A 12,462-nucleotide genomic window follows, 5' to 3' on the forward strand; every position below is an offset into this window, starting at 1 on the left:
AAAATTCAGGATCTGCACTGATTAATACTTGATTGGCTTAGTTTTTGCTTTAAAACCGTCATTGAGTCTTAGACGCCGAATTTTTGACGATGAATTCTATTTTAAATGCCTTTAATCTTAATCGCAGCAGTGCCAGTATCGCCGATGCCTATGGTGCAAATAGCCAAAAGACGAGCACGGCTAAAACCGATACTACGACAGAAACAAATAAAACGCAGACGGATGCTACCAAACCCGATAAAGGTAAAACCGATGAGATAGCGCTGTCGCCACGGGCGCAACGCGCACAGAAAATTCAATCGATGGCGAAGGATTTTTTTGCCGATGGTCAATTTGGCGTCGCCGATATTCCCGCATTGGTGTCGCGCTTACAAAAAGATGGCATTTTATCGGATGTGCAACTCGAGCGTTTATCGAAAAACGGTATTACAGTGCCGAGCACAACAACGCCGACTAAACAATCGTTGCAAGATTTTTTAGATGATGAAATCAAATCATTAGCTAAAAAATCACCCAATAATCCTCTTATCAATACCTTAGTTGATGCTAAGAGCGTCTTAACCAATATGGATGATGCTCAGTCGCCGGTGCTAGCCCAGAAGGCCACGAAAGTCCTTAGCCAATTGACGGATTATTTGAATTCTGAACCTCCGCTTACGGATGCTCAAAAGCAGCAGTGGCAGGGGCTAAAATCTATGATGCAACTTGCTTCATCTATGGGGGCACATCAATCTGCATCGGGCCAACTCAGTAGTTATCTTGCGCTTGCTAAACGTTAATTCACATCCATAGTGCGTGATAAACGCAAATTGTCACGCATTCAACTAGCTGGGTTTAATCAGCAGGTCAAGGCGCAATTTTCAGATAATTGGGCCTAGCTGCAGTTCTTGTTTGTTCTTTTATTTCATCCTAAAAACTATGATCTGGATCATGGACTCCTTACCGTCATTGTAGCCTAATGCTCTACATATTGTGTTTTGTGCTTTTAAAATCACTAGATGTAGTGTTAATTTTTAGGCGAGATGGAGAGGAACTGAACAATGCCAGTCGTAATTAAGCGTGATGGTTGCCGCACACCTTTTGATGAAACAAGGATACGGGATGCAGTGAATGCCGCTGCAAACTCAGTTGGAATAGAGGATGGCGACTATGCAGCGACAGTGGCAGCGTGTATCAGTCAGAGCGTCGCGCCATTAGCAGAAGTCGATATCCACCATCTACAAGATGCGGTTGAGAATTTACTGATGGAAGGGCCGTACAAGTCCCTGGCGCGGGTGTATATCGAATACCGTCACGACAGAGATGTGTGCCGTGAAGCGACCAGTAAACTCAACCTCGAAATCCGTGGTTTAGTTGAGCAAAGCAATGCGGCTTTACTCAATGAAAATGCTAATAAAGATTCAAAAGTCATTCCTACTCAGCGGGATTTACTCGCGGGCATAGTCGCGAAACATTACGCCAAGAGTCATATTTTGCCAAAGGATGTGGTCGCTGCCCATGAAGCGGGCGAGATCCATTACCACGACCTAGATTACTCGCCGTTTTTCCCGATGTTTAACTGCATGTTGATTGATTTAGCTGGCATGTTGACCCACGGCTTTAAAATGGGTAATGCCGAAATTGAAACCCCTAAGTCTATTTCAACAGCGACAGCGGTGACCGCGCAGATCATTGCCCAAGTGGCGAGCCATATCTATGGCGGCACTACTATCAACCGTATCGATGAAGTGTTAGCGCCATTTGTCGCTAAGAGCTACGACAAGCATTACCAAATTGCACTGAATTGGAAGATCACCGACGCCAAAGCCTTTGCCACGGCGCAAACTGAAAAAGAATGTCACGATGCATTCCAGTCTTTGGAATATGAGGTCAATACCTTACACACTGCCAATGGCCAAACACCGTTCGTGACCTTCGGGTTTGGTTTAGGCACGTCATGGGAATCACGCTTAATTCAGCAATCAATGCTCAAAGTGCGGATGGCGGGATTGGGTAAAAATCGCAAGACTGCAGTATTCCCTAAGCTAGTGTTTGCGATTCGTGATGGTATTAATCATAAAGCGGGCGATTGCAATTACGATGTAAAACAGATGGCGCTCAAATGCGCGACAATGCGTATGTATCCCGACATCCTCAATTACGAGCAAGTCGAGAAAGTTACCGGTTCATTTAAAACCCCAATGGGCTGCCGTAGCTTTTTAGGCACCTATGAAGAAAATGGCGAGCTTGTGCATGAAGGGCGTAATAATTTGGGAGTGGTCAGTTTAAACCTGCCGCGGATTGCCTTAGAAGCCAATGGCGATGAGGCTGAATTTTATCGCATTTTAGATGACAGATTAGTAATAGCCCGTAAAGCACTGGATACCCGTATTGAGCGACTGAACGGTGTTAAAGCCCGCGTGGCACCTATCCTCTATATGGAAGGCGCCTGTGGTGTACGCTTGCGCGCTGATGATGATGTGGCGCAAATCTTTAAAAATGGTCGCGCTTCGATTTCACTCGGTTACATTGGCCTGCATGAAACCATGAATGCACTCTATGGCACCCAAACCCATGTATTTGACGATGCACAATTAAGGGACAAAGCCGTCGCTATTGTTGCTTATCTTAAAGCGGCTACCGATGCGTGGAAGGCCGAAACAGGTTATGGCTTTAGTCTGTATAGCACGCCAAGTGAGAGTCTTTGCAGCCGTTTTTGTAAACTGGATGCGAAGCAATTTGGCCTAGTCACAGGGGTGACGGACAAGGGCTATTACACTAATAGTTTCCACCTCGATGTGGAAAAAAGCGTAAATCCTTACGATAAAATTGATTTTGAACAGCCATATCCCGCTATCGCGAACGGCGGCTTTATTTGTTATGGCGAATATCCCAATATGCAGCATAACCTCGAAGCGCTGGAAAACGTCTGGGATTATAGCTACAGCCGCGTGCCTTACTATGGCACTAACACGCCAATTGATGAATGCTACGACTGTGGCTTTACCGGTGAATTTAGTTGTACCAGTAAAGGGTTCACTTGCCCTAAGTGTGGCAATCATGAGCCTAGTCGGGTTTCTGTGACGCGCCGTGTGTGCGGTTACTTAGGCAGTCCTGATGCGCGGCCCTTTAATTATGGCAAGCAAGAAGAAGTAAAACGCAGGATCAAACACTTGTAACACTATTACCTTATTCTGCCTGTTAGACTTATTCCGTGGCATCAATGGTGTCATGTGGTAAGTACCAATGTTAAAAGATGAAATGCACTGTGAGTGACCATCAATGAATTACCATCAGTATTTCCCTATCGATGTGGTCAATGGCCCTGGTACCCGTGCGACCTTGTTTGTCTCTGGCTGTGAGCACCAGTGCCGCGGTTGTTACAACCAAAGCACGTGGGATCCCCGTTCTGGGCATGTATTTGATAGGACGATGGAAGATAGGATTATTGCCGATCTTAATGATAAGCGGATTGTGCGCCGTGGTTTATCGCTTTCGGGCGGAGATCCTTTATTGCCTGTCAATCTCAGTGCCATTTTGACGCTCGTCAAACGAGTCAAGACTGAGTGTTCGGGTAAAGATATTTGGCTGTGGACAGGTTATGTGCTCGATGAGTTGAGTGATGAACAGCGCGCCGTGTTGGCCTATATTGATGTGCTGGTGGACGGAAAATTTGAACAAAGTCTTGCCGATCCGAGTCTCGTGTTTCGCGGTAGCAGCAATCAGATCATTCGTTTGTTATAAAAGCGGTAACGAGGATCTGTAACTTGCTGCTATAATCTCAGGCCTTGACACAGACGCTAGCATAATCAGGCTAAGATTTTACTGTGGCTAACTTAGGTAATTTAAGGTAACAGAATGAATTTAAAGCAAGAACTGCAGCAGCTTAACGATAAATTAGATAAATTTCGTCGTAAACTTGCTGCGGCTGAACAAAGAGGCGATGACGTCATTATTGCCCAGTTCAAACGCGAAATCGCTGCGGTCACTAAGCAAATCGGCAGTGTGAAAGGGCAACAAACCCGCTTATTGAATAAGCAAGGGTCAGATATCAAAGGTTTGCCTTTCCATCGTGCTTTGACAAAAGCGGAACAAGCAGACATGGGCAAACTGAAAAAGTCTGTCAAAGGGCTTGTGGTAATCCACCCTATGACGGCTATCGGCCGTGAAATGGGGCTAACGGAAGTTACTGGATACGCTCCCGCAAAATTTTAATGTGGGATAGGATGTCACTGGCACGGGATCGAGTGTCGATCGCGTGTTTGTGCTCCTTGTATTTTATGCACTGCTTCGTTTTAATCCATTCCTTCGTGCTGCCCATCGAAAAGACATTCATGTTTGGTTTAGTTGATTAAAACACTAAAGTATTTCTGGATTGTTCGAAAACACTTTAGAATAGTGAGCTTAGTTGGCTAAGTGCCTAATCCTCGTTTTGTTTCTAGGGATCTTATTCGTCTCATGGAATGAGAGTTGTCGTTAAGGTTAAGTATGTCGATAAAATATGTCGCGACGTCAAAGTTACCCACTCCTTGGGGCGTGTTTGCCATGCATGGTTTTGAAGATACCGAATCAGGTAAAGAGCATGTTGCGCTCACATTCGGTACGCTCAGTGCGGATGAACCTGTGTTGGGCCGTATTCATTCCGAGTGTTTAACCGGCGATGCTTTATTTAGCTTGCGTTGTGACTGTGGTTTTCAGTTACAAGCAGCCATGCAAAATATTGCGGAAACGGGCAGTGGCTTTATCCTCTATTTACGCCAAGAAGGCCGTGGCATTGGTTTGCTGAATAAAATTCGCGCCTATGAGCTGCAAGATAAAGGCGCTAACACGGTTGAAGCCAACGAGCAACTCGGTTTCGAAGCGGATATGCGTAAATACGACATGATCAAGCCTATGCTGGAACAGATAGGGGTGAAGCATGTGCGTTTGATGACCAATAATCCGCGTAAAGTGAAAGCGATGAAGGAGTTTGGCATCGAAGTGGTTGAGCGCGTACCACTGCAAGTTGGTAAAAATCGTTATAACGAAGCGTACTTAAAAACTAAATCCACTGAGCTTGGACACATGATGTCTGAATATCATTTTATGGATGAAAATAAGTAGTTTTGTCATCATGATGAGTCGACCGATTGAGTTAAAAATGAGGAAGGTTTAAGTCAATTGAGCCATTGTTTCAGTCGGTTGCTATTAAGCTTGTCGCTAATGTGCTTGGCATTACTGAGCGTTATTCCTACTACCTTTGCCGATAGTATTTCCGCTACAAATACATTCATATCTGCATCTCAAGCGGATGATCCCGGCTTTTCTATCAATCATGCACCGAATAGTAATGCTAATGGTAGTAATCCGATAGAAACTAGCACTAATCCAAATTCTGTTTACGCCTTTGGTAGTTATCTTGGCACTGGCGTTTACCGCGCTGCAAACCAAAATGCCACCGTCGTTAGCATTCCGTTAAGCTTTGATTTGAAGAAAGATAGCGGTAGCCAAACTTGGTTACGGTTACCTATCTCCTTTGGCTTTTTTGATTATTTAGCCAAAGATATCACTGAAGGTGAGTTGCCGTCGTCGATAGGTACTATGACAGTTACCCCAGGTTTTGAGCATCATTGGCAGGCGAGCGAAAATACTCGAATGGAAGGGTATTTAGATATCGGTTTTGGCACTAATTTCGATAAAAACGATAACGTTGCTATTATCGCCTCAGGGATCAGTAGCTTGTATGACTTTACCTTAGCAGGGCAGGATGCTGTGTGGGTATCGAGATTACGCTTTGCTGGGTACAGCGAGCACTATGGTAAGTTTTCTGATCAATTTGCAGTACTACAAACAGGTGTTGATTTAGGGTTAGCACCACGCTGGCAATGGTGGGATCTGCAGGTGCAACCAAGGATCTTTGCCGTAGGCTATTGGTATTTCAATGAACTTAGATTTATTAGCGAGATAGAGCAAGATACTATTGTTTCTGGCAGCTATGAGGCAGGCTTCTCCCTTGCCTTTTCTAAGCCGTTAGGCGGTGAATTATTGAGTGTTGATCGCATCGGATTCAGTTATCGTCGTGGCGATGGGCTCAATGTTTGGCGTTTAATGTTTAGCTTTCCTATCTAGGTTATCATCCATTACGGGCTGTATTACAAAGACTATTGGTCAGTTATTTTGTCTAAGCTGACTTTTGCGCGTCGCGCATCTTCTTATCAGTCAAGGTCGCTATTTGACTACTTAGCTGCATTATTTGTTCTTGGATTAACTTACGCTGTTGCTCCGCAACCTCAGAGTCATCTCCTTTAAGTTTGGCCAGCATTTTTTGTAGTGCTTTGATCTGCTCTTTTATTTTCTGGATCTGTTGGTCGATTAACGTCATGGGCTCTTCTGACGCATCATTTTCTGTTCCATCTTTTTTTGCTGCAGCATTGTCTCTTAAAGGGGCTCCTACATCTGCGGACAATGCGGCGCGACCGGCTGAAGAAATGGAGACTGTGTCTTGAGTATCCTGCGCATCTGCTGTCGATTCATTAGTCGCCGTTTTTGTTGTGGCAGGAGTTGCTGCGATATATGCGCTCGATACCGGAGTGAAAGTTGAGCCGATTGTGGCACTGTTTATTCCATTAATGCTCATTCCATACTCCATTAGATGCAAACTGTGTTGATACTCAAATCGCTATCGGCCATTAATTGGAAAACTGAAGCTAATTTTTGGCTTATTTGGCAAAAAGCGCGATATTGCTGATGACAATACAGCCCTCAAGTGAGGACTGTTCACGTTTTATGGCTGCAGAGGGCGAAGATTAACTGTTACCCCAAATATGGCTATTTACTTTGTCATCTGTGCTAGGTTTATCGCTTTTAGCTGACTTGTCAGGGGGAGTTTGATTGGTTTTCTTCGTCGCAATTTTTGCCGCAGGCTTCTTAGCGGTTTGACTCGCTTCCGCTTTAGGTGGCGGTAACGGTAATTTATTGGCTCTTAAATAAAGATATTCAACTTTATCCCGCGCCCACTCTGTTTTTCTCAAAAAACGTAAACTGGATTTGATGCTGGGATCGTGGGTAAAACAGCGGATATTAATTCTTTCACCTAATTCTTCCCAGCCGTATTTCTCGACTAAATAAGTGATGATCGTTTCCAGTTTAATGCCGTGGAGCGGGTTATTCGATTGATTCATATTATGCATGTTGCAGTGTGCTATGGCGGAAGTATAGCAGTTTTGTATGCCTGATACAGTGTGGAATGGTATTGAGTCAAGTTTGAATACCTTGCTAGCTCAAACCTGCGATAGCTGTTATTGGTGGAGCAGTATGATCAAAACAGGCGCAATAAAGCGCCTGTTTTAGGTTGGTCATTTGGATTGTTTGACTAGTCTTTGACTGGCTCTTTAAGCTCAGTTTCAACCGGTAAATCAATTTCGCCTTTACCTTTGGTTTTCACAATCAAGAGTGCTGTAATCACTAAGGTTGTGACTATGCCCGCTATGGTTGATACCGTCATAGGTAAACCGGCACCTAAGGTTGACGAGTTCAGTAGGAAGGTGATAACCACAGTGGTCATAAACATCGCTGGAATTGTCGCAATCCAATGTAGTTTGTTATGTCGTAGCAGGTAAGCCGAAGCCGTCCACAGCATTAATACTGCAGTGGCTTGGTTTGCTACACCGAAGTAGCGCCAAATCACACCAAAGTCCACTTGGGTCAATATGCCGCCGATAACAAACAGTGGGAGAGCTAGCACTAAGCGCTTTGGTAGTGAGATTTGTGGCATATTGAAAAATTCAGCCAGAATCAAACGCGCAGAACGAAAAGCCGTATCGCCTGAGGTAATCGGCAGAATAATCACTCCTAGGATAGCCATAAAGCCACCAATAGCGCCTAACAGACCAGTAGAGGCCTCATAGACGACGTTGGCAGGGTTACCTGACATACCCGCACTTAACCCTTCTACTCCGCCAAAGTAAGACAACGCGATGGCACACCAAAGCAATGCGATAATGCCTTCGCCAATCATGGCGCCAAAGAAGACGAAGCGACCATTAGTCTCGTTTTCAACGCAACGGGCCATTAACGGTGATTGAGTAGCATGGAAACCTGATACTGCGCCACAGGCAATAGTGATGAATAGGGCAGGCCAAAGTGGCATGTCGTTCGGATTTAAGTTTTGGAAGAAATCGCCCGCTTGTACGTTAGGCAGTAAGGTATGCTCGCTTGATAGCATAATTGCGAAAGCTAAACCAAACGACATGAAGAACAATAAAGCGCCAAAGAAGGGGTACAGACGACCGATAATTTTATCGACAGGTACCACAGTTGCAATCAGGTAATAGACGAAGATTATACCAACGAAGATACTGACATCCCAGCCAGTAAGCTTGCCAAGTAAGCCAGCAGGCGCAGAGATAAAGACCACACCGACGAGCAGTAACAGCACAATAGCAAACACGTTCATGAAGTGTTTGGCGCTCTTACCTAAATACTTACCCGCAAGGTTTGGCACGGATTGACCGCCATTGCGCACTGACAACATACCGGAGAAGTAGTCATGTACTGCACCTGCAAAGATACAGCCAACCACAATCCACAACATGGCTGCAGGACCATAGAGTGCACCTAAGATAGGACCAAAGATTGGGCCTACGCCTGCAATGTTTAATAATTGAATTAGATAGACTTTGCCTTTAGACATAGGCACAAAGTCGACGCCATCAGTTTGACTGAAAGCGGGTGTTTGACGATTAGCGTTAATGCCGAAGACTTTCTCGACAAAAGCGCCGTAGATAAAGTAGCCGCCGATCAGTAGACCGACGCAGAGTAGGAACCACATCATTTTTGTTATCTCCCCATTTGAGTTCTGGCGAGTGTAAACAAGTTGTTGATATAAAACTTTGTAATCTAAATGAGTGGTCGAAAATGCAGTGTGAGCGGCAATAGGCGAGCTTAAGTGGTTACCATTGTATGTTAACTGTGAGTGTTGTTGGCCATCTTATGGCTAAAAATACGTCGCTAAGATGACTTTTGGATTGTGTTTATTGAAAGCCAAATAGCTGTTTAAGGCTTTTAAGATAGCGGCGTGATACGGGGACTTTATCGCCTAAATGAGTGGTGACTTCAGCCCCTGTATCTAACAGCTCAATTTCAGCAATCGCCTTAGGTGAAATCAAATACTGCCGATGGCAGCGCACCAGTGGGGTTTTTTCTTCGAACACTTTCAAGGTCAACTGGGTATGGACTTTGCCTTTCGTGCTGGCCACATGGATGCCGCTTAAGTCACTGAACACATATTCCACATCTTGGATTGCAATGACTTTGAGTTTATTGCCGCTGTAGCAGGGAATATGTTCAAGACTCTTTGGGGTAATGGAGTCCATAGCCTGAGGCGTTAGATTTTTACGTACGCGAGTGAGGGTTTTACTGAGTCTGTCGGCATCTATGGGTTTGAGTAAATAATCGAAGGCATGATTGTCGAAGGCTTTGACGGCAAACTCGTCGTAGGCGGTGACAAACACGATTTTCGGCATGTCATCGGGGTCGAGCATTGCAATAAGTTCCATGCCCGAAATGCGTGGCATTTGGATATCAAGAAAGATTAACTGAGGTTTTTCTTTGGTTATGCTCTGTAATGCCTCAATAGCATTGGCGCATTGACCGACGATTTGGATGTCGTGTTCTTGCCCCAAAAGGTCAGCTAATTCTTCACGAGCAAACAGCTCATCATCGACAATTAAACAAGTGATCACGTGCGGTTATCCATATTTGATGTTTCAGGGCTTTCTATGGGCAATCTTATGGTGACACGAGTCAATTGATCCGGCTCGCACTCCACTGTCACGCCGTATTGTTCGCCAAAAATATTTTGAATTCGCTTATGCACTAAGTTCATCCCTAGGCCTTCTGAGCCCTTAATGGGCTGATACAACCCTGCATTGTCTGTGACTTCTAGCTCCAGCACATCATTTTCGAGCTTGCCAGTCACTTTAATCTGCCCTTGCTCAATCATGTGCGAAGTGCCGTGCTTTACGGCATTCTCAATAATCGGCTGCAGGGTAAAGGCTGGTACTTTGCAGTGGTAGAGTGATTCAGGTATCGCGATACTGACTTGTAATTTATCAATAAAACGCGCTTTTTCAATGGTGAGATAGGACGCTATGTGATCTAGCTCGTCCCCAAGCGTCACTAAGCCTGTCGTTCGCTTTAAATTGATCCGTAAAAATTGCGATAACTGCTGCAGTAGCTGCTTAGACATATCAGGATCACGTTTGATAATCGCGCTAATGGTATTCAGTGCATTAAATAAAAAGTGCGGATTGACTTGAGCCTGCAGTAATTTAAGTTCGGCTTGAGTCAGTAGATTTTGCTGTTGCTCAAAACGCCCATAAAGAATTTGGTTTGATAACAGACGGGCAATACCTTCACCTAAAGTACGGTTGATATTCAAAAAAAGTTTATTCTTAGGCTCATAGAGTTTAATCGTGCCAATGACTTCGGTATCACTGCGCAGCGGGATCACTAGACTTGACCCTAGACGGCAATGAGAAGAAATAGAGCATGCATAGGGCGTTTCAACGCCATCGGCGAACATGACCTTATTTTGATTGATGGCTTCTAAGGTGATTTTGGACGAAATCGGTGTACCTGGGAGATGGTGATCGGCGCCTATGCCAATAAAGGCTAACAGTTTTTCCCTGTCCGTGATGGCCACTGCACCAACATTGGTTTCTTCGATGACGATTTGGGCGACGTGACTACTACTTTCTTCGTTAAATCCTTTGGATAGTAATCCGACACTGCGTTCGGCAATTTTTAATGCCTTAGTCGAAAAGCTCGATGAGAGTTTATCAAACATGGTTTTTTGGTCACGGATCATGCTCATAAAAAGTGCCGCTCCCACGGAATTGACTAATAACATGGGCGGCGCGATTTGACGTACTAATTCCCATGCATCATCGAAGGGGCGTGCAACCAAAAGTATGATGCTCATTTGCATCATTTCAGCATAAAAAGTCACTAGGCAAACGAGTAATGGATTGTAGATGAGCTCACTTTTATCTGCGCGTCTTAAGTAGAAGCTTATCATCCCTGCGGATAAGCCTTCTAAGGTGGTGGAGATGGCGCAGGCTATATCAGTAAAGCCTCCCATACTGTAGCGGTGTAGCCCACCAGTCAGCCCCACCAGAAAACCAGTAACCGGTCCTCCTAATAATCCGCCTAAAACGGCGCCCATAGCACGAGTGTTGGCAATCGCTCCTGAGGTTTGCTCACCAAAATAAGTGGCCATGATGCAGAAACTCGAAAAAATCAGATACATAAAAATCTTATGTGGCAGACGAGGAGACGTTTCGGCAAACAGTTTAAACAGTGGCGTTTTACTGACTAAGTAAACGATCACTAAGTACAGCGACATCTGTTGGGTCAGTAATAGGATCAAAGACATAATGGCTCACATTATCGTCACAGATGTCGGCGCAGTCGTCCTCATTTGAAAGTTTGTGCGCGAGATCAGGGTTCGAATTTAACCGTTAGGATATAAAGAACAATAATATTGCATCTTTAGGAGGACATATGTCCAATTCTGTTCACGGTCATGATGTTATGGCGCTGATGGTAGCTCAAGGGGCCGCTATTATAAAGCCTGAATTAATTTCCATGATGGAGCAAAAGTTTGGCTCGGCGGCTCGATACCATACTTGTAGTGCAACTGATTTGAGTGCCGAAGCATTAATTGAGTTACTCATAGGTAAAGGTAAGTTTTACGAAACGTCCCAAGGTATTCAACTTGTAGCTGGGCGAAAGTGTGGGCATTAATACCCATCGTATTAAATATCTGTTCATTCAGCGGGAGCTCAAAGCGCTTTAGACAAGGCGAAGGCTTGAAGGCATAGTGGTGCTCTGTCAAAAGCCTTAAACGCAGTATAAAGGGCGTTGCCATGTAGTTAACATCAGCCGCCCTTCGGGAGCCACACAGGCATTCCACTCTGGTGTTGCATTGACTTAATAGGGAATGACCATTTCTGCGTCAATGCGCCTTGGATTGAGATGCCAGTGAGGCTCTGAACTGACTAACCATTTAATATTATTGGTATAATACACAGTGCCATAGCGTACTCATTTTATTTTTTTGTATTTTATTGATTAGTTTTTAGCCGCCTAGACGTGTAATCGTTTTGTTGAAGCTCAGGTCTCATCGTGGCGCTTATTTGCAATTTGCTCCTGCTGTGCGGGAGTGAGTTGGGTAAATTCATTGATCAAAATACGCAGTAATCGAGATTTTGCAATATTGGTGGATTTCGATAGGGCGTCAAGCTGGGAAATGCTGTTTTCAGTGAGGGTAAAGGTCGCGTGGCGATAAATCTTAGTCGATTTTTTATCTAAGCCCTTAACTATGGTGTGTGTGGTGGGCGCAGCTAATAAACTCGCCTTACCTAAAGCGTAGTTATTGGCATCTTCAATGAAATCATCGACAGAAACCGGCTTGATGATTTGCTTAGGTTTCTTACGTTT

At 44.6% G+C, this 12,462-nt stretch carries 14 protein-coding genes; 7 read left to right on the top strand and 7 right to left on the bottom strand.

Features of this window, described 5'->3' with window-relative positions:
- Nucleotides 1–89: 89 nt before the first annotated feature.
- The 6 genes from ACHA99_RS10320 (at nucleotide 90) to ACHA99_RS10345 (ending at nucleotide 6,087) form a co-directional block, all read left to right on the top strand.
- Nucleotides 90–779 carry a hypothetical protein gene (locus ACHA99_RS10320; protein ID WP_393942564.1) on the top strand — a complete coding sequence of 230 codons (690 nt, stop codon included), beginning with the start codon at nucleotides 90–92 and terminating at the stop codon, nucleotides 777–779.
- Between the two features lie 261 nt (nucleotides 780–1,040).
- Nucleotides 1,041–3,158 (top strand): anaerobic ribonucleoside-triphosphate reductase, encoded by a 2,118-nt coding sequence (gene nrdD, locus ACHA99_RS10325; protein ID WP_393942566.1) that lies wholly within the window; start codon nucleotides 1,041–1,043, stop codon nucleotides 3,156–3,158.
- A gap of 103 nt (nucleotides 3,159–3,261) precedes the next feature.
- The gene (gene nrdG / locus ACHA99_RS10330; protein ID WP_393942568.1) at nucleotides 3,262–3,723 is read left to right on the top strand and encodes an anaerobic ribonucleoside-triphosphate reductase-activating protein; all 462 of its coding nucleotides are present in this window, start codon (nucleotides 3,262–3,264) and stop codon (nucleotides 3,721–3,723) included.
- A gap of 114 nt (nucleotides 3,724–3,837) precedes the next feature.
- Nucleotides 3,838–4,194 carry a YibL family ribosome-associated protein gene (locus tag ACHA99_RS10335; protein WP_028760414.1) on the top strand — a complete coding sequence of 119 codons (357 nt, stop codon included), beginning with the start codon at nucleotides 3,838–3,840 and terminating at the stop codon, nucleotides 4,192–4,194.
- A 273-nt stretch (nucleotides 4,195–4,467) separates the two neighbouring features.
- On the top strand, nucleotides 4,468–5,082 hold the full coding sequence (gene ribA / locus ACHA99_RS10340) for a GTP cyclohydrolase II (protein ID WP_006087423.1): 615 nt from the start codon (nucleotides 4,468–4,470) through the stop codon (nucleotides 5,080–5,082).
- Between the two features lie 57 nt (nucleotides 5,083–5,139).
- The gene (locus ACHA99_RS10345) at nucleotides 5,140–6,087 is read left to right on the top strand and encodes a hypothetical protein (protein ID WP_263171090.1); all 948 of its coding nucleotides are present in this window, start codon (nucleotides 5,140–5,142) and stop codon (nucleotides 6,085–6,087) included.
- 52 nt (nucleotides 6,088–6,139) lie between these two features.
- On the opposite strand, the gene ACHA99_RS10350 is transcribed toward ACHA99_RS10345, so the two are convergent.
- The 5 genes from ACHA99_RS10350 to ACHA99_RS10370 all read right to left on the bottom strand — a co-directional run bounded on the left by ACHA99_RS10350 (nucleotide 6,140) and on the right by ACHA99_RS10370 (nucleotide 11,395).
- Nucleotides 6,140–6,595, bottom strand: a complete 456-nt coding sequence (locus ACHA99_RS10350) for a FlxA-like family protein (RefSeq protein WP_028760412.1) — start codon at nucleotides 6,593–6,595, stop codon at nucleotides 6,140–6,142.
- Nucleotides 6,596–6,764: 169 nt separating this feature from the next.
- On the bottom strand, nucleotides 6,765–7,148 hold the full coding sequence (locus tag ACHA99_RS10355; protein WP_168823693.1) for a VF530 family DNA-binding protein: 384 nt from the start codon (nucleotides 7,146–7,148) through the stop codon (nucleotides 6,765–6,767).
- Nucleotides 7,149–7,330: 182 nt separating this feature from the next.
- Nucleotides 7,331–8,791, bottom strand: coding sequence for a carbon starvation protein A (locus ACHA99_RS10360; protein WP_219252841.1), 1,461 nt, complete (start codon nucleotides 8,789–8,791; stop codon nucleotides 7,331–7,333).
- Nucleotides 8,792–8,990: 199 nt separating this feature from the next.
- Nucleotides 8,991–9,701 (bottom strand): two-component system response regulator BtsR, encoded by a 711-nt coding sequence (gene btsR, locus ACHA99_RS10365; protein ID WP_028760409.1) that lies wholly within the window; start codon nucleotides 9,699–9,701, stop codon nucleotides 8,991–8,993.
- Nucleotides 9,698–11,395 carry a LytS/YhcK type 5TM receptor domain-containing protein gene (locus ACHA99_RS10370; RefSeq protein WP_393942573.1) on the bottom strand — a complete coding sequence of 566 codons (1,698 nt, stop codon included), beginning with the start codon at nucleotides 11,393–11,395 and terminating at the stop codon, nucleotides 9,698–9,700. Before ACHA99_RS10370 ends, btsR begins: the two co-directional genes overlap by 4 nt.
- Nucleotides 11,396–11,523: 128 nt before the next feature.
- Between ACHA99_RS10370 and ACHA99_RS10375 the strand changes: the two genes are divergently transcribed.
- A complete protein-coding gene (locus ACHA99_RS10375; RefSeq protein ID WP_105252897.1) occupies nucleotides 11,524–11,766 on the top strand; it encodes a YecH family metal-binding protein in 243 nt (80 codons plus the stop codon).
- On the opposite strand, the gene ACHA99_RS10380 is transcribed toward ACHA99_RS10375, so the two are convergent.
- Together ACHA99_RS10380 and ACHA99_RS10385 are read right to left on the bottom strand one after the other, a co-directional pair.
- Nucleotides 11,693–11,890, bottom strand: a complete 198-nt coding sequence (locus ACHA99_RS10380; protein ID WP_105252896.1) for a hypothetical protein — start codon at nucleotides 11,888–11,890, stop codon at nucleotides 11,693–11,695. The genes ACHA99_RS10375 and ACHA99_RS10380 overlap by 74 nt on opposite strands.
- Nucleotides 11,891–12,135: 245 nt before the next feature.
- A partial coding sequence (locus ACHA99_RS10385) for a replication protein RepA (RefSeq protein ID WP_393942575.1) occupies nucleotides 12,136–12,462 on the bottom strand: 327 nt, incomplete at its 5' end.

This window comes from Shewanella sp. S23-S33 (genome assembly GCF_043359565.1).
Classification (GTDB): domain Bacteria; phylum Pseudomonadota; class Gammaproteobacteria; order Enterobacterales; family Shewanellaceae; genus Shewanella; species Shewanella oncorhynchi.

Bases quoted from the DNA above. Each gene is read 5' to 3' on its own strand.
- ACHA99_RS10320 (WP_393942564.1), top strand. From the start codon at position 90: ATGAATTCTATTTTAAATGCCTTTAATCTTAATCGCAGCAGTGCCAGT.
- nrdD (WP_393942566.1), top strand. From the start codon at position 1,041: ATGCCAGTCGTAATTAAGCGTGATGGTTGCCGCACACCTTTTGATGAA.
- nrdG (WP_393942568.1), top strand. From the start codon at position 3,262: ATGAATTACCATCAGTATTTCCCTATCGATGTGGTCAATGGCCCTGGT.
- ACHA99_RS10335 (WP_028760414.1), top strand. From the start codon at position 3,838: ATGAATTTAAAGCAAGAACTGCAGCAGCTTAACGATAAATTAGATAAA.
- ribA (WP_006087423.1), top strand. From the start codon at position 4,468: ATGTCGATAAAATATGTCGCGACGTCAAAGTTACCCACTCCTTGGGGC.
- ACHA99_RS10350 (WP_028760412.1), bottom strand. From the start codon at position 6,595: ATGAGCATTAATGGAATAAACAGTGCCACAATCGGCTCAACTTTCACT.
- ACHA99_RS10355 (WP_168823693.1), bottom strand. From the start codon at position 7,148: ATGCATAATATGAATCAATCGAATAACCCGCTCCACGGCATTAAACTG.
- ACHA99_RS10360 (WP_219252841.1), bottom strand. From the start codon at position 8,791: ATGATGTGGTTCCTACTCTGCGTCGGTCTACTGATCGGCGGCTACTTT.
- ACHA99_RS10370 (WP_393942573.1), bottom strand. From the start codon at position 11,395: ATGTCTTTGATCCTATTACTGACCCAACAGATGTCGCTGTACTTAGTG.
- ACHA99_RS10375 (WP_105252897.1), top strand. From the start codon at position 11,524: ATGTCCAATTCTGTTCACGGTCATGATGTTATGGCGCTGATGGTAGCT.
- ACHA99_RS10380 (WP_105252896.1), bottom strand. From the start codon at position 11,890: ATGGCAACGCCCTTTATACTGCGTTTAAGGCTTTTGACAGAGCACCAC.